Source organism: Acidovorax cavernicola (assembly GCF_003581445.1).
The window spans coordinates 54428-69536 of the sequence record NZ_QXMN01000006.1; the positions used below are offsets into that span (position 1 = coordinate 54428).

At 65.5% G+C, this 15109-nt stretch carries 16 protein-coding genes and 1 tRNA gene; 1 reads left to right on the top strand and 16 read right to left on the bottom strand.

Going from position 1 to position 15109, the window contains the following annotated elements; genetic code table 11:
- Position 1: 1 nt before the first annotated feature.
- From nuoF to D3H34_RS07975, 16 genes are all read right to left on the bottom strand, one after another.
- Positions 2-1342 carry an NADH-quinone oxidoreductase subunit NuoF gene (nuoF, locus tag D3H34_RS07900; RefSeq protein ID WP_119552897.1) on the bottom strand — a complete coding sequence of 447 codons (1341 nt, stop codon included), beginning with the start codon at positions 1340-1342 and terminating at the stop codon, positions 2-4.
- A complete protein-coding gene (locus tag D3H34_RS07905) occupies positions 1342-1884 on the bottom strand; it encodes an NADH-quinone oxidoreductase subunit NuoE family protein (RefSeq protein WP_119552898.1) in 543 nt (180 codons plus the stop codon). Before D3H34_RS07905 ends, nuoF begins: the two co-directional genes overlap by 1 nt.
- A gap of 10 nt (positions 1885-1894) precedes the next feature.
- Entirely contained in the window at positions 1895-3148 is a 1254-nt protein-coding gene (locus D3H34_RS07910) for an NADH-quinone oxidoreductase subunit D (protein ID WP_119552899.1), read from the bottom strand.
- 5 nt (positions 3149-3153) lie between these two features.
- Positions 3154-3765 (bottom strand): NADH-quinone oxidoreductase subunit C, encoded by a 612-nt coding sequence (locus D3H34_RS07915; protein ID WP_119552900.1) that lies wholly within the window; start codon positions 3763-3765, stop codon positions 3154-3156.
- Positions 3766-3778: 13 nt separating this feature from the next.
- Positions 3779-4258 carry a NuoB/complex I 20 kDa subunit family protein gene (locus tag D3H34_RS07920; RefSeq protein WP_007837763.1) on the bottom strand — a complete coding sequence of 160 codons (480 nt, stop codon included), beginning with the start codon at positions 4256-4258 and terminating at the stop codon, positions 3779-3781.
- A 15-nt stretch (positions 4259-4273) separates the two neighbouring features.
- Positions 4274-4633, bottom strand: coding sequence for an NADH-quinone oxidoreductase subunit A (locus D3H34_RS07925; RefSeq protein ID WP_055805154.1), 360 nt, complete (start codon positions 4631-4633; stop codon positions 4274-4276).
- A gap of 67 nt (positions 4634-4700) precedes the next feature.
- A tRNA-Leu gene (locus D3H34_RS07930) sits at positions 4701-4785 on the bottom strand.
- A 118-nt stretch (positions 4786-4903) separates the two neighbouring features.
- Positions 4904-5314 (bottom strand): preprotein translocase subunit SecG, encoded by a 411-nt coding sequence (gene secG, locus D3H34_RS07935; RefSeq protein WP_119552901.1) that lies wholly within the window; start codon positions 5312-5314, stop codon positions 4904-4906.
- A gap of 38 nt (positions 5315-5352) precedes the next feature.
- Positions 5353-6117, bottom strand: a complete 765-nt coding sequence (gene tpiA / locus D3H34_RS07940; RefSeq protein ID WP_119552902.1) for a triose-phosphate isomerase — start codon at positions 6115-6117, stop codon at positions 5353-5355.
- A gap of 13 nt (positions 6118-6130) precedes the next feature.
- A complete protein-coding gene (locus D3H34_RS07945; RefSeq protein ID WP_119552903.1) occupies positions 6131-7129 on the bottom strand; it encodes an NAD(P)H-quinone oxidoreductase in 999 nt (332 codons plus the stop codon).
- A 90-nt stretch (positions 7130-7219) separates the two neighbouring features.
- Positions 7220-9544 carry a polyribonucleotide nucleotidyltransferase gene (pnp, locus tag D3H34_RS07950; protein WP_119552904.1) on the bottom strand — a complete coding sequence of 775 codons (2325 nt, stop codon included), beginning with the start codon at positions 9542-9544 and terminating at the stop codon, positions 7220-7222.
- A gap of 204 nt (positions 9545-9748) precedes the next feature.
- Positions 9749-10015, bottom strand: coding sequence for a 30S ribosomal protein S15 (gene rpsO / locus D3H34_RS07955; RefSeq protein WP_007837783.1), 267 nt, complete (start codon positions 10013-10015; stop codon positions 9749-9751).
- Positions 10016-10104: 89 nt separating this feature from the next.
- On the bottom strand, positions 10105-11022 hold the full coding sequence (locus D3H34_RS07960; protein ID WP_119552905.1) for a DMT family transporter: 918 nt from the start codon (positions 11020-11022) through the stop codon (positions 10105-10107).
- A gap of 100 nt (positions 11023-11122) precedes the next feature.
- Positions 11123-11920: an AraC family transcriptional regulator gene (locus tag D3H34_RS07965; protein ID WP_119552906.1), complete on the bottom strand. Its 798-nt coding sequence runs from the start codon at positions 11918-11920 to the stop codon at positions 11123-11125.
- A gap of 11 nt (positions 11921-11931) precedes the next feature.
- Positions 11932-13095, bottom strand: coding sequence for a pyridoxal phosphate-dependent aminotransferase (locus D3H34_RS07970; protein ID WP_119552907.1), 1164 nt, complete (start codon positions 13093-13095; stop codon positions 11932-11934).
- 45 nt (positions 13096-13140) lie between these two features.
- Positions 13141-14433, bottom strand: a complete 1293-nt coding sequence (locus D3H34_RS07975) for a branched-chain amino acid ABC transporter substrate-binding protein (protein ID WP_119552908.1) — start codon at positions 14431-14433, stop codon at positions 13141-13143.
- Between the two features lie 127 nt (positions 14434-14560).
- Here D3H34_RS07975 and D3H34_RS07980 point away from each other — a divergent pair, with 127 nt between their 5' ends.
- Positions 14561-14932 (top strand): Hsp20/alpha crystallin family protein, encoded by a 372-nt coding sequence (locus D3H34_RS07980; RefSeq protein WP_119552909.1) that lies wholly within the window; start codon positions 14561-14563, stop codon positions 14930-14932.
- Positions 14933-15109 lie beyond the last annotated feature (177 nt).

A 15109-nucleotide genomic window follows, 5' to 3' on the forward strand; every position in this document is an offset into this window, starting at 1 on the left:
CTCAGGCCTTGACGGGCGCCGTCGGGACGTGGCCCGGAATCAGGGCCTCGAACTCATGGCGGAAGTGCTTGATCATGGCGCGCACGGGCATGGCCGCTGCATCACCGAGCGCACAGATGGTGCGGCCCATGATGTCGCCGGCGACGGAGTCCAGCAACTGCATGTCGCTGGGCTTGCCCTTCCCGCTGTGGATGCGGTCCACCACGCGGTACAGCCAGCCCGTGCCTTCGCGGCAAGGGGTGCATTGGCCGCAGGACTCGTGCATGTAGAAGTACGAGAGGCGACGCAACGACTCGACCATCGAGCGCGAGTCGTCCATGACGATCACGGCGCCCGAACCGAGCATGGAGCCGGCCTTGGCGATGGAGTCGTAGTCCATCGTGCAGGCCATCATGATGTCGGCAGGCAGCACCGGCGACGACGAGCCACCGGGGATCACCGCCTTGAGCGTGCGGCCCTTGCGCACACCGCCGGCCAGTTCGAGCAGCTTGGAGAACGGGGTGCCCATCGGCACTTCGTAGTTGCCGGGCAGCTCGACGTCACCGCTCACCGAATAGATCTTGGTGCCGCCGTTGTTCGGCTTGCCGCATTCGAGGTAGGCCTGGCCGCCGTTGCGGATGATCCAGGGCACCGCCGCGAAGGTCTCGGTGTTGTTGATGGTGGTCGGCTTGCCGTACAGGCCGAAGCTCGCCGGGAACGGTGGCTTGAAGCGCGGCTGGCCCTTCTTGCCTTCGAGCGATTCGAGCAGCGCGGTTTCTTCGCCGCAGATGTAGGCACCGAAACCATGGGCCGCGTGCAACTGGAAGTTGTACGTGCTGCCCATGATCTTGTCGCCGAGGTAGCCCGCGGCGCGCGCCTCTTCGAGGGCGGCCTCGAAGCGGTCGTAGCTCTGAAAGATCTCGCCGTGGATGTAGTTGTAGCCCACGCTGATGCCCATCGCATACGCGGCGATGGCCATGCCTTCGATCACGATGTGCGGGTTGAACTGCAGGATGTCGCGATCCTTGCACGTGCCGGGCTCGCCCTCGTCCGAATTGCAGACGAGGTACTTCTGGCCCGGGAACTGGCGGGGCATGAAGCTCCACTTCAGGCCGGTCGGGAAACCTGCACCGCCGCGGCCGCGCAGGCCCGAGGCCTTCACTTCGGCGATCACCTGGTCGGGCGTCAGGCCCTCGGTGAGGATCTTGCGCAGCGCCTGGTAGCCGCCGCGCGCTTCGTAGTCGGCCAGATGCCAGTTGGTGCCATCGAGGCCTGCATAGATCTGAGCGCCGATGTGGCGGTCATGGAAGCAGGTCTGGACACCGGTGGCCTGGAACTGCGAGAGAACCTGTTCGGGCGTCATCACGAAGCCTCCCCTGGCTTGGCATTGCGCAAGCCGTCGATGAGCTGGTCGAGCTTGTCGTTGCTCATGAAGCTGCACATGGTGCGGTCGTTGACCAGCATCACGGGCGAATCGGCGCAGGCGCCGAGGCATTCGCTCTGCTGCAGCGTGAACAGGCCATCGGCCGTGGTCTCGCCCATCTTGATGCCGAGTTTCTTCTCGAGGTGGACCAGCGCGGTCACGCCGTCGCGCAGCTGGCACGGCAGGTTGGTGCACACGTTGAGCTTGAACTTGCCCACCGGATGCTGGTTGTACATGTTGTAGAAGGTCGTCACTTCATGCACGGCGATGGGCGCCATGCCGAGGTACTCGGCGATCTCGCGTTCGCGCTGGACGCTCACGAAGCCTTCGTCCTGCTGGACGATGGAAAGGCAGGCCATCACGGCCGACTGCTTTCCGGCTTCGGGGTACTTCGCCACCTCGCGCGCAAAGCGCTCGAGGATGGCAGCCTTCAACGGCGCCGAAGGCACCGCGTCATGGTGATGGGTTGAGGAAGTCGTCATTCGCTCTTTCTCACCTGTCGATTTCGCCGAACACGATGTCCATCGTGCCGATCACCGCGACAGCGTCGGCGATCATGTGGCCGCGCGACATTTCGTCGAGGGCGGCGAGGTGCGGGAAGCCCGGGGCGCGGATCTTCAGGCGGTACGGCTTGTTGGCGCCGTCGCTCACGAGATAGATGCCGAACTCACCCTTGGGATGCTCGACGGCGGCATACGCTTCGCCTTCGGGCACGTGGAAGCCTTCGGTGAAGAGCTTGAAATGGTGGATCAGCTCCTCCATGTTCGCCTTCATCGATTCGCGCGCGGGCGCGGCGACCTTGTGGTTGTCGGTGATGACCGGGCCGGGATTGGCACGCAGCCAGGCCGAGCACTGCTGGATGATCCGGTTGGCCTGGCGCATTTCCTCCACGCGCACGAGGTAACGGTCGTAGCAGTCGCCGGTCTTGCCCACAGGCACGTCGAACTGCATCTGGTCGTAGACATCGTACGGCTGCCTCTTGCGCAGGTCCCATTCAACGCCCGAGCCACGCAGCATCGGGCCGGTGAAGCCGAGGTTCAACGCGCGCTCCGGCGTGACCACGCCGATGCCCACGGTGCGTTGCTTCCAGATGCGGTTGTCGGTGAGCAGCGTCTCGTACTCGTCGACCATCTTCGGGAAGCGCTTGCAGAAGTCGTCGATGAAGTCGAGCAGCGAGCCCTGGCGGTTCTCGTTGAGACGTTCGATCGCCTTCGCGTTCTTGATCTTGCTGACCTTGTACTGCGGCATCGCGTCCGGCAGGTCGCGATAGACGCCACCGGGACGGAAATACGCCGCGTGCATGCGCGCGCCGGACACGGCCTCGTACATGTCGAACAGGTCTTCACGCTCGCGGAAGCAGTAGATGAGCATGTTCATCGCACCGCAATCGAGACCGTGCGCGCCGAGCCACAACAGGTGGTTCAGCAGGCGGGTGATCTCGGCGAACATCACGCGGATGTACTGTGCGCGAATCGGCACCTCGAGACCCATCATCCGCTCGATGGCGAGGCAATAGGCGTGCTCGTTGGACATCATCGACACGTAGTCGAGGCGGTCCATGTAGGGCAGCGACTGGATGAAGGTACGCGATTCGGCAAGCTTCTCGGTCGCGCGGTGCAGCAGGCCGATGTGCGGGTCGGCGCGCTGGATCACTTCGCCGTCCAGCTCGAGCACCAGGCGCAGCACGCCGTGTGCTGCGGGGTGCTGGGGACCGAAGTTGAGTGTGTAGTTCTTGATTTCGGCCATATCTGTCAGTGCAAACCGCCGCCGTAGTTGTCTTCGCGGATCACGCGCGGCGTGATTTCGCGCGGCTCGATCGAGACCGGCTGGTAGACCACGCGCTTCTGCTCTTCGTCGTAGCGCATTTCGACGTGACCCGACACCGGGAAGTCCTTGCGGAACGGGTGGCCGATGAAGCCATAGTCGGTCAGGATGCGGCGCAGGTCGTCGTGACCGTCGAACACGATGCCGTACAGGTCGAAGGCTTCGCGCTCGAACCAGGTGGCGGCACTCCAGACGGGCTGGAGCGAATCGACCACCGGCAGGTCTTCGCTGGGAGCAAACACCTTGAGGCGCACGCGTTGGTTGAGGCTCACGGAGAGCAGGTGCGAGACGACGCCGTAGCGCTCACCCTGCCACTCGCCTTCGCGGTAGTCGGAATAGTCCATGCCGCACAGGTCGATCAGCTGCTCGAAGCGGCAGCCGGGCGCATCGCGCAGCAGCAGCGCCGCATCGATGTAGTCGGCAGCGCCGACCACCACGGTCACTTCCTCGAGCGCGAGCGTCACGCTCTTGGCCTTGGCGCCGAGCACCTCGGCAACAGTGGCGCGCAGCACTTCCGGCGAAATTGCAAAGTCAGTCATCGTCGGCAATCTCTCAGGCGCGGGCAATGGTGTTGGTGCGGCGGATCTTCTGCTGCAGCTGGATCACGCCGTACAGCAGCGCTTCAGCGGTAGGCGGGCAACCCGGCACATAGACGTCGACCGGCACGATGCGGTCGCAGCCACGCACCACGGAATAGCTGTAGTGGTAGTAACCACCGCCATTCGCGCAAGAACCCATCGACAGCACCCAGCGCGGCTCAGGCATCTGGTCATAGACCTTGCGCAGAGCGGGCGCCATCTTGTTGCACAGCGTGCCGGCCACAATCATCAGATCGGACTGACGCGGGCTGGGACGGAACAGCATGCCGAAACGGTCGATGTCGTAGCGGGCAGCGCCCGCGTGCATCATTTCCACCGCGCAACATGCGAGGCCGAAGGTCATCGGCCAGAGAGATCCGGTCTTCGCCCAGTTCACGACCGAGTCGTAGGTCGTGGTGACGAAGCCTTCTTTGAGAACGCCTTCAATGGCCATCGTGTAGCTTCCTTGTCATTCCCAGTCGAGCGCGCCTTTTTTCCACTCGTAGACAAAGCCCACGACGAGGATGGCGAGAAAGATCATCATGGCCCAGAAGCCAACAGCGCCGATTTCCTTGAGCGCAATGGCCCACGGAAAAAGAAAGGCAATCTCGAGATCGAACAGGATGAAGAGAATCGCGACGAGGTAATAGCGCACGTCGAATTTCATGCGCGCATCCTCGAAGGCTTCGAAGCCGCACTCGTAGGGTGCGTTCTTCGCAGCATCGGGCCGATTGGGCCCGAGGATGTATCCGATGACTTGCGGGGCGACGCCTACGCCGACCCCGACCAAAATGAATAAAAGGACGGGAAGGTAGGAATCGAGGTTCATCGAGAAATTTTCACCGCTTGCCACCGACAGAAGAGCCCCTGGAGAGAGGCTTTCTGCCGGTGAGATTTGGTGCGGTCGGCGAGACTCGAACTCGCACAGCTTTCGCCACTACCCCCTCAAGATAGCGTGTCTACCAATTTCACCACGACCGCGGTTTTTACTGTTCAGATGGCATGAGGTGCCTGCGAGGCATTTGGCTTTCTGAACAGATTTAGAGTTTACCCTGAAATGAAGCCGTTTCTCACGAACGGCTGCATGAAAACAACCTGATTACTTGTTCGGAATCTGGCCAGCGCCCGAAACGGGAGCCGCAGGCGCCGAAGCAGCCTTGCCAGGTGCCGCTGCAGCGGGGATTTCGCCCGCAGCGCCGGTCGCCGGCGTGGCCGGTGCAGCAGGCGCACCCACGGCCGCGCGCTCCAGCAGGCTGCCGCCGCCCGCAGGACGTGCATGGCTGAAGTAGGCCAGCAGCAGCGTGCAGGCAAAGAACACCGCAGCAAGCACTGCGGTGGTGCGCGAGAGGAAGTTGGCGCTACCGCTGGCACCGAACAGGCTGCCCGCACTGCCGCTGCCGAAGGCCGCACCCATGTCGGCACCCTTGCCGTGCTGGATCAGGATCAGGCCGATCATTGCCAGCGCCGCCAGCATTTGCACGCCGACCAGAAGATTGAGGACCACGTTCATTCGTTCTTACTCCTAAGTGATGGCTGCCGTTGCCGCGATCAGCGTGCAGCGGCAGAAATGATCTGCAGAAAGTCGGGCGCCTTGAGCGAGGCACCACCGATGAGGCCGCCGTCGATGTCGGCCTGCGCGAGCAGCTCGGCGGCATTCGCCGCATTCATGCTGCCGCCATACAGAATCTTGATGCCCGCAGCGTGCTCGCTCGCGGCATGGTGCAGTTGCGCACGCAGCACGGCATGCACCGCCTGCGCCTGTTCGGGCGACGCCGTCTTGCCCGTGCCGATGGCCCAGACCGGCTCGTAGGCCACGACGATCTCGCTGATGCAGTGGCCGTTCAGATGGATCACCGCTGCCAGCTGGCGCTTGACGACCTCTTCGGTCTGCCCTGCCTCACGCTCTGCCAACGTCTCACCCACGCAAACGATCGGCGTGATGCCGCCCGCCAGCGCCGCAGCCGTCTTGGCCGCCACCGTGTCGTCGGTTTCGCCGTGGTATTGGCGACGTTCGGAGTGACCGACGATGGCATAGCGCACGCCGAAGTCCTTCAGCATGGCCGCCGATTGCTCGCCGGTGAATGCGCCTTGCGGGTGCGCCGACACATCTTGCGCGCCGAGGGCCAGCGACGGCGTACCCGCCAGCAGCGCCTGCAGCTGGGCGAAGTACGGCGCAGGCGCGCACAGCGCGATGCCGCAGGCCGCAGGGCTTGCGGCCAGGCCTTGCTGCAAGGCCTTGACCAGCGCCTCGTTGGCGGCCAGGCCGCCATTCATCTTCCAGTTGCCGGCAATCAGTTTCTTGAAGGTTGTCATCGCGTTGTTCGTCTCACCAAGTCAGCACGATCTTGCCGATGTGCTGGTTCGATTCCATCAGCGTGTGAGCCTGGGCCGCGCCGCTGGGCTCACCCACTGCCGCATAGGTGCTGTGGATCACGGGCTTGACCGCACCGCTCTCGAGCAGCGGCCAGACCTTTTCGCGCAGGGCCCTGGCGATGGCACCCTTGAACGCCACCGGCCGCGGACGCAGCGTCGAGCCGGTGATCGTGAGCCGCCGACGCAGCACGAGGCCTGCATTGATCTCGCTCTTCACACCGCCTTGCACTGCGATGATCACGAGCCGGCCGTCTTCGGCCAGGCACTCGACCTCGCGCGCCACGTAGTCGCCGGCTACCATGTCGAGCACCACATCCACGCCCTTGCCGCCCGTGAGCTGCTTCGCCACTTCGACGAAATCGCTCGTGCGGTAGTTGATCGCGTGGTCGGCGCCAAGTTTCAGGCAGGCCTCGCACTTGTCGTCGCTGCCGGCCGTGACGATCACGGTCGCACCGAGCGCCTTGGCGATCTGGATCGCCGTGACGCCGATGCCGCTCGAGCCGCCCTGGATCAGCAGCGCCTCGCCCTTTTGCAGACGGCCGCGCTCGAACACATTGCTCCAGACGGTGAAGAAAGTCTCGGGCAGCGAGGCCGCCTCGATGTCGCTCCAGCCCTTGGGCACCGGCAGGCACTGCGCCACAGGCGCCACGCACAGCTCGGCATAACCGCCACCCGCGACCAACGCACACACGCGGTCGCCGACCTTGAAGCCCGCTTCGGCCAGCGCCTTGGCGTCGCCCGACACGATTTCGCCGGCCACTTCGAGACCCGGCAGATCGGAAGCGCCGGGCGGAACGGGGTAGTGCCCCATCCGCTGCAGCACGTCCGGGCGATTGACGCCGCTGGCCGCCACGCGGATCAGGAGCTCACCCTCGCCCGCGACCGGATCGGGACGCGCAGCGACGCGCAGCACCTCAGGGGCGCCGTACGAAGTGATCTCAATGGCTTTCATGGGGGTCTCCGAGGCTCGGATGCCCGCACGAGGCGGGCATCACCGACTGTCCACGAGAGGCGACGGCACCAGGCCGTCGCGCCTCACTGCTTACTCCTGCGATTCGCGCGGCGCTTGCTGCTGCGACTCGCCGGCGGGCTGCTGTTGCTGCTCGCCGCGGGGCTGTTGCTGCTGGTCGTTGAAGCGCGGTGCGCGCTCGCCGCGATCACCACCGCGGTCGCCACGGTCACCGCGGTCCGAACGCTCACGACGGTCGCCGCGATCGCCACGGTCTTCACGCGGCGGGCGCTCGCTGTATTCCATGCCGGCCGGACGCTCGGTCAACGCCTTCATGGACAGCTTGACGCGCCCCTTCTCGTCGGTCTCGAGGACCTTGACCTTGACGATCTGGCCTTCGCTCAGATAGTCGGTCACCTTCTCGACGCGCTCGTGCGCGATCTGGCTGATGTGCAGCAGGCCGTCCTTGCCGGGCAGCAGGTTGACCAGCGCGCCGAAGTCCAGGATCTTGGTGATCGGGCCTTCGTAGACCTTGCCGATCTCGACTTCAGCCGTGATCTGCTCGATGCGCTTCTTGGCGAGTTCGGCCTTTTCCGGATCGGTCGAAGCGATGGTGATGGTGCCGTCTTCGTCGATGTTGATCGTCGTGCCGGTTTCTTCCTGCAGGCCACGGATGACCGCACCACCCTTGCCGATCACGTCGCGGATCTTCTCGGGGTTGATCTTCAGCGTGGTCAGGCGCGGCGCGAACTGCGACACGTCGGCCTTGGCCTCGCCCATCGCCTCTTGCATCTTGCCCAGGATGTGCATGCGCGCTTCCTTGGCCTGCGCCAGTGCGACCTGCATGATTTCCTTGGTGATGCCCTGGATCTTGATGTCCATCTGCAGCGCGGTGATGCCGTTGGTCGTGCCGGCCACCTTGAAGTCCATGTCGCCGAGGTGGTCCTCGTCGCCCAGGATGTCGGTCAGCACCGCGAAGCGGTTGTCTTCCTTGATCAGACCCATGGCGATACCCGCCACGTGCGCCTTCATGGGCACGCCGGCGTCCATCATCGACAGGCAGCCGCCGCAGACCGAAGCCATCGACGAGGAGCCGTTCGACTCGGTGATTTCCGACACCACGCGGATGGTGTACGGAAACTCTTCCTTGGTCGGCAGCACGGCGACGAGCGCGCGCTTGGCCAGACGGCCGTGGCCCACTTCGCGGCGCTTGGTGGAACCCATGCGGCCCACTTCACCAGTGGCAAAGGGAGGCATGTTGTAGTGGAACAGGAAGCGGTCTTCGTACTCGCCGGCCAGCGCATCGATGCGCTGCGCGTCACGCTCGGTGCCGAGCGTGGTGACGACCAGGCCCTGCGTCTCGCCGCGCGTGAACAGCGCCGAGCCGTGGGTGCGGGGCAGCACGGAGTTGCGGATTTCGATGGGGCGCACAGTGCGCGTGTCGCGGCCGTCGATGCGTGGCTCGCCTTGCAGGATCTGGCTGCGCACGATGCGCGATTCGATTGCGAACAGCAGGTCACTGACCTTGCCGGCGTCGAATTCGGCGCCTTCAGCCTTCAGGGCCGCGAAGACGCTGGCATTGGCTTCACGCAGGGCTTGCGTGCGGGCTTGCTTGCTGCGAATTTGATAAACGGCGCGCAGCTTTTCTTCGGCCAGGCCGTTGATCTTGGCAATGAAGTCTTCGTCCTTGGCCTCAGGCGCCCAGGTGCCTTCCTTGAGCCATTCCGGCTTGCCGGCGTCGCGCACGAGGTCGTGGATCGCGTTGATCGCGATGTTGGCTTGTTCGTGGCCGAACACCACGCCGCCCAGCATGATTTCTTCGCTGAGCTGCAGGGCTTCGGACTCGACCATCAACACGGCGCTGGCGGTGCCGGCGACGACGAGATCCATCTGCGAATCCTTGCGGGCGGTGGGGCCCGGGTTCAGCACGTACTGGCCGTTGATGTAACCCACGCGGGCGGCGCCGATCGGGCCGGTGAATGGGATGCCGGAAATCGAGAGCGCAGCACTCACGCCGATCATGGCGGCGATGTCGGCATCGACTTCGGGGTTCAGCGACACGGTGTGGATCACCACATGCACTTCGTTCAGGAAACCCTCGGGGAACAGCGGGCGGATCGGACGGTCGATCAGGCGGCTGGTCAGGGTTTCGTGTTCGCTGGGCTTGGCTTCGCGCTTGAAGAAGCTGCCGGGGATCTTGCCTGCGGCGTAGGTCTTCTCGATGTAGTCGACGGTCAGCGGGAAGAAGTCCTGGCCGGGCTTGGCGGTCTTGGAAGCGACCACGGTCGCCAGGATCACGGTGCCGTCGATGTCGACCAGCACGGCGCCGGTCGCCTGGCGGGCGATTTCACCCGTTTCCATGACGACGGTCTTGTCGCCCCATTGGAAGGACTTGGTGACTTTGTTGAAGAGGCTCATGTTTGCTCCTATTTTGATAGCGAATCACACGGGATTCGCAAGCGGCGGAGGCTTCTCAGAACACGATGCCATTCCAGCGAAGCTCGGGGCGAACTTCATTGGAATGACACAGCTTCGCTCTGTTGGGCACTCCGAAAGTGGATCGCGAAGTAAAAAACGCCTGAGCTAGCGGACTAACCCAGGCGTTTTTTCATGCGATTCGAATTACTTGCGCAGACCCAGCTTGGCGATCAGCGCGGTGTAACGGTCGGCGTCCTTGGACTTGAGGTAGTCGAGGAGCTTGCGACGGCGGCTCACCATACGCAGCAGGCCGCGACGACCGTGGTGATCCTTGGCGTGCGTCTTGAAGTGGGGGGTCAGCTCGTTGATACGGGCGGTCAGCAGTGCGACTTGCACTTCGGGGCTGCCGGTGTCGTTGGCTGCACGGGCGTTGTCCTTGACAACTTCGGCCTTGATGGAGGCTGCGATCATGTTGAATTTCCTTGTTCCGGGATGTTTGACTTGCGGTGAGCACTGGAACTGCCCTCACCGTGCGCCTTGCGGCATGCAAAGCTTTGGGATTATACATCGGCCTGTCTGACCGCCCCTTCCCGCCGCCTGCCGTCGAGCGAGACCAGCCCCACGGCGCCCAGCACGCAGGCGGCTCCGGCGATCTGGGCCCACCCCACCGCCTCCCCCAGCCACCATGCGGCCAGCACCAGCGCCGACACCGGCATCAGCGCCGTGAACAGCGCCGCCTCGGCGCCCCGCAGCCGGGCGGCGCCCGCGTACCAGAGCAGGAAGCCCGCCACCGTCGGCACCAGCGCGTAGTAGGCCACGCCCGCCAGCGCCTCGGTTGGCACGGGTTGAAGCCACGCGCGCTCCAGCAGCGCCGGAATCACGGACAGCAGCAGCCCCAGCGCGACCATCGCCGTCGACTGCACGAGCGGCTGCAGCGGCACGCGCAGCCGCTTGTTGAGCAGGATGAACAGCGATTCGAGCGCCACCGCTGCCAGCACCAGCAGGTTGCCGAGCCAGGCGGTCGGCGCTCTGTCGTCACCGGACTCCCCTGGTCGCAGCGTGATCGCCAGCACGCCCAAGCTTGCAAGCGCGATCCCACCCACCAGATAGCGCCCCGGCCGCTCGCGCAGCGCCAGCACAGCCACCAGCGCCGCCATGGCCGGCAGCGTGCCGGTCACCACGCCCGCGTCAGCGGCCGGTGCCCAGCGCACGCCCAGGATCAGCAGCACCGTGTAGCCGACGCTGCCCGCCGCCGCCTGGCACAGCAGCAGCACGGCGTCATGGCGATCGGGACGCGGCCAGCGGGCGCGCATGAACCACATGAACGCCGCGAACACTGGCAGCGCCAGCGCAAAGCGCAACGCCGTCGCCGTGAACGGCGGCAGACCGCTCGCGATGAGCTTGCTCGCGACCACCGTGCTGCCGACCGTGGCCATCGCGAGCGCGCACAGCCACATCCCCTTGCTTCGTTCCGACATGCTTCTTCGCCTTCCGATTGCGTTTGCTGCAAAAGGGACGAGCGTCTCCCGCCACGGCCGCGGCGGTCTTGAACGAAATTGCAGAAAGGGAGGAAGGGATTCAGCCGCAGCGCGCCATCGCATACGCCCCGGGCGTGAACCCCAGGAAGCGCACGAAGGCCCGCGTCATGTGGCTCTGGTCTGCAAAGCCCGCACCGGCCGCGGCATCGGCCAGCGCCCTGCCCTGCGCGATCAATCGCCGGGCACGCGACAGCCGGCATTGCTGCAGCCAGGCGTGTGGCGGCAGTCCGAAGGCGGCCGCGAAACCTCGCAGCAGCTGGTAGCGACTCAGGCCGGCTTCGCGCGCCAGTTCCGCGAGCGAGGGCGCGCGGATGCAGTCGTCGGCGATGCGTGCGCGGGCGCGCTCCATTGCAGCCGGCGCCACGCGCCGCAGCGACTCGGACGCTTGCGCGCCGGGTGCCCGGCGCAGCAGTTGCAGCACGCCCTGCTCCAACGCCAACGCGTCGTCACCCTCGGCGACGGCCGTGAACAGCCGGTCGAAGCCCTGCCGCAGCGCCGGGTCGCTCAAGACCGGCCGCTCCAACTCGAACCCCGGTAGATCGTCCGACAGCAGCTCAGGCGCCAGGTGCAGCATGCGCCAGGCCCGCGCTTCGCCGCGCATCGCGACGCCGTCGTGCACCTCGCCGGGATTCACCGTGATGACATCGCCACGCACCGCTTCGACCGCACCACGCCCGCTGGCCGAGCGCTGGCCGCCGCGATCCATCACGCCGATGCCGAACACGTCGTGCATGTGGCGCGGAAAACTGCGGTTCGATTCAGCCGCGATCGCCTGCAGGCCCGGCAGCGCCGATCCGCGGATGCGCACGGCATCGACAGATGCGGACCGCGACGCCATGCCGGACCGCCTCAGCTCTTCTGCTTCGCCAGCCAGCCGCGCAGCCGCTCGACGCCCTGCACCAGCCGCTGTGGGTCTTTCGACGCGAAGCACCAGCGCAGCCAGCCCTGCGCCTCGGGCGCGAAGGCGTTGCCCGGCGCGAGCCCCAGGCCGGCTTCGGCGACGAGGCGCTTGGCGAGCTCGAGCGAGTCACCAAAGCCTTCGAGCCGGAAGAAGGCGTACATGCCGCCCTTGGCGGGCGCCACCTGCACGCCCGGCACCGCCGCCAGCAGCGGCACCAGCGTGTCGCGGCACTGCTTCAGGTGCGCGACCACGCGCGGCGTGATGTCGGCCGTGTGCGCCAGGGCCGCGATGGCGGCGCGCTGCGTGAACACGCTCGCGCACGAGGTGTTGAATTCGATCAGCTTGCCGATGCCGTCGACCATCGCCGGCGGCAGCACCAGCCAGCCGAGGCGCCAGCCGGTCATGAGGAAGCTCTTCGAGAAGCTGTGCGTGACAACGAGGCGATCGTCCGGCCTCGAGATGTCGAGGAAGCTCGGCGCGCAACCATTCGGCGTGGGCTCGAAATACAGGCGCTCGTACACCTCGTCAGCCAGGATCCAGGTGCCCGTGCTGCGGCAATGGTCGAGCACGGCCTGCTGCTCGTCGCGCGTCATCGTCCAGCCCGTGGGGTTGTTCGGCGCGTTGACGATCAACAGCTTCGTCTTCGACGTGACCGCGGCGCGCAATGCAGGCAGGTCGAGCGTCCACTGACCGTCGACCGGCACCAGCGACACCGTGCGCACCTGCGCACCCATGATCGCCGGCTGCGCCGTGAGGTTGGGCCACACGGGCGTGACCGCAACCACGTCGTCGCCTGCGTCCACCAGCGCCTGCACCGCGAGCATCAGCGCGCTCACGCCGCCCGAAGTGACGGCGATGCGCGAGGCGTCGACCGTCGGGTGCAGGCGGCTCGTGTAGCGCGCGATGGCCTCGCGCAACTCGGGCAGGCCGAGGTTGTGCGCGTAGAAGGTTTCGCCGCGCTGCAGCGACTCGATGGCCGCCTGGCGGATCACCTCGGGTGTGACCTCGTCGCTCTCGCCGAACCAGAAGGCGAGCACGTCGTCGCGGCCCATGCCGGCATTAGCGACTTCGCGGATCTTCGAGGCTTCGAGGTGGTGGATGGCTTCACGCATGTATGGAAATTCCTGTGCTGTCGGGGTGGTGCGCCTCAAGCGCAATCAAGGGCGCTTCATCTTGCAGGAGGTCGGCTGCTCGGCGCGCTCGGGCGCGATCGTCTTGATCACGCGAAAGCCGTAGCCCGAGCCCTCGACGTCGAACTGCACGCCCGGGCGCCCCTGCTTGTCCATCACGCCGACCACCAGTTGCTGCTGGAACTGATGGTCCGCCGCGCGCATGCGGCCGCGCTGGCCGTACAAGCTCACGTCGGCCTGCTCAAGCGCGCGCGCCAGCGGCACGGCTTCGGTGCTTCCTGCACGTTCCAGCGCCTGCGCGAGCGACTCGACCAGCAACTGCATGCGCATGTGCACGTAGTCGTCGGCCGGCCGCGGAAAGCGCGTGCGGAAGGCGCGATAGAAGGCCTCGGATTGCGGCGTCTGCACGTTCGGCAGCCAGTCGGCCACCGCGACCACACGGCCGATGCCCGCGTCGCCGATGGCGGCCGGCGCACCCAGCGCATTGCCGTAGAAGGTGTAGAAGCTGCCGTTGAAACCGGCTTCGCGCGCGGCCTTCACGAGCAGCGTGAGGTCGTTGCCCCAGTTGCCGGTGACCACGGCTTGCGCCCCGCTGGCGAGGATCTTGGTGGCGTAGGGCGCGAAGTCCTTCACCTTGCCCATCGGGTGCAGTTCGTCGCCGACGATCTCCACATCGGGGCGTTGCACACCGAGCTGACGGCGCGATTCGCGCAGGACGGCCTGACCGAAGCTGTAGTCCTGGCCGATCAGGTAGACGCGCTTGAGCGCCGCGTCGTCCTTGACCACATCCATCAGCGCGGCCACGCGCATGTCGGCATGCGCATCGAAGCGGAAGTGCCAGAAGCTGCAGCGCTCGTTGGTCAGCACCGGGTCGACCGCCGAGTAGTTCAGGAAGATCGCGCGCCGCGAGGGGTCGCGTTCGTTGTTCTTGTCGATGGCATCGACGAGTGCGGCAGCCGTCACCGAGGAATTGCCTTGCAGCACGATGCGGGTGCCGTCGTCCATGGCCGCGCGCAATGCCGACAGCGCCTCTTCGTTCTGGCCCTTGCTGTCGTAGCGGTCGAGCTGCAGCGGCCGTGCGCCGCCGGGCAGCTTCACGCCGCCGCGCGCGTTCACGCGCTCCACGGCCCACAGCAGGTTGCGAAACACCGCCTCGCCCGTGTTGGCAAAGGGGCCGCTCATGCTCTCGATGAGCGCCAGCCGGATCGGTGCGGCCGGGGTGGACTGAGGAGCCTGCGCGAGGCCGGCGAACGGGGTCGCGCATAGCGCCGCCGCTGCGAATTTCAAGGCCTGGCGGCGCCAAATAAAGGGGGATTTCATTGTCTTGAAACGCGTGCCGGTGCGCCTAGATGAGGTGACAAGCGGCACTCACGATGGAAAGGCCGCGCAGTGTAAGGGACACACATTCCATGTCCCCATTGTGTTCATTCACCCCGGAGCTTTCGCCATGTTCTTCTCCCCCACCCTGCGCAGCGCGCACTTCGCCCCCCGTGCCTACGACCGCGCCTTCGAGCGCTTCGCCAGCGAAGCCTTCGCCGGTGCCCGCCGCTCGCCGCTGGTCGAGCAGGACGACAAGAGCTGGACGCTGTCGCTCGACGTGCCCGGCCTGTCGCGCGAAGACCTGACGGTCGCCATCGAAGGCGCCGTGGTCCGCATCGAAAGCAAGGCCGAAGCCAAGCGCCAGATCAAGGTCGCCTACGAACTGCCGCAGGCCATCGATGTGGCCGCCAGCGAAGCCAAGCTGGAGAACGGCGTGCTGACCCTGAAGCTCGGCAAATTGGTGCCGGCAAGCCAGGTTTCGCACTTGCAGATCAACTAGTCCGGGCGATGCCCCCACGAAGAAAATGTTAGTGACAGCTTGTTTTGACTTTAAACAAGCGTCGTAATCACAATAGCGCTGGATAACGTCACATGATGTGACGATTTCTTAGTACTTTCTTCTTCGTGGGCATCTCGTAAACGCATCGAGTTCCCGGGCGGTGCGGTCAGCGGGTGT

What these genes read in the sequence shown, in the direction of transcription:
- D3H34_RS07965 (WP_119552906.1), bottom strand. Translation starts at nt 11,920, where the DNA reads ATGGCGTCGCGGTCCGCATCTGTCGATGCCGTGCGCATCCGCGGATCG.
- secG (WP_119552901.1), bottom strand. Translation starts at nt 5,314, where the DNA reads ATGAACGTGGTCCTCAATCTTCTGGTCGGCGTGCAAATGCTGGCGGCG.
- D3H34_RS07905 (WP_119552898.1), bottom strand. Translation starts at nt 1,884, where the DNA reads ATGACGACTTCCTCAACCCATCACCATGACGCGGTGCCTTCGGCGCCG.
- D3H34_RS07975 (WP_119552908.1), bottom strand. Translation starts at nt 14,433, where the DNA reads ATGAAATCCCCCTTTATTTGGCGCCGCCAGGCCTTGAAATTCGCAGCG.
- D3H34_RS07945 (WP_119552903.1), bottom strand. Translation starts at nt 7,129, where the DNA reads ATGAAAGCCATTGAGATCACTTCGTACGGCGCCCCTGAGGTGCTGCGC.
- D3H34_RS07910 (WP_119552899.1), bottom strand. Translation starts at nt 3,148, where the DNA reads ATGGCCGAAATCAAGAACTACACACTCAACTTCGGTCCCCAGCACCCC.
- D3H34_RS07915 (WP_119552900.1), bottom strand. Translation starts at nt 3,765, where the DNA reads ATGACTGACTTTGCAATTTCGCCGGAAGTGCTGCGCGCCACTGTTGCC.
- nuoF (WP_119552897.1), bottom strand. Translation starts at nt 1,342, where the DNA reads ATGACGCCCGAACAGGTTCTCTCGCAGTTCCAGGCCACCGGTGTCCAG.
- rpsO (WP_007837783.1), bottom strand. Translation starts at nt 10,015, where the DNA reads ATGATCGCAGCCTCCATCAAGGCCGAAGTTGTCAAGGACAACGCCCGT.
- tpiA (WP_119552902.1), bottom strand. Translation starts at nt 6,117, where the DNA reads ATGACAACCTTCAAGAAACTGATTGCCGGCAACTGGAAGATGAATGGC.
- D3H34_RS07970 (WP_119552907.1), bottom strand. Translation starts at nt 13,095, where the DNA reads ATGCGTGAAGCCATCCACCACCTCGAAGCCTCGAAGATCCGCGAAGTC.
- D3H34_RS07925 (WP_055805154.1), bottom strand. Translation starts at nt 4,633, where the DNA reads ATGAACCTCGATTCCTACCTTCCCGTCCTTTTATTCATTTTGGTCGGG.
- D3H34_RS07980 (WP_119552909.1), top strand. Translation starts at nt 14,561, where the DNA reads ATGTTCTTCTCCCCCACCCTGCGCAGCGCGCACTTCGCCCCCCGTGCC.
- D3H34_RS07920 (WP_007837763.1), bottom strand. Translation starts at nt 4,258, where the DNA reads ATGGCCATTGAAGGCGTTCTCAAAGAAGGCTTCGTCACCACGACCTAC.
- pnp (WP_119552904.1), bottom strand. Translation starts at nt 9,544, where the DNA reads ATGAGCCTCTTCAACAAAGTCACCAAGTCCTTCCAATGGGGCGACAAG.
- D3H34_RS07960 (WP_119552905.1), bottom strand. Translation starts at nt 11,022, where the DNA reads ATGTCGGAACGAAGCAAGGGGATGTGGCTGTGCGCGCTCGCGATGGCC.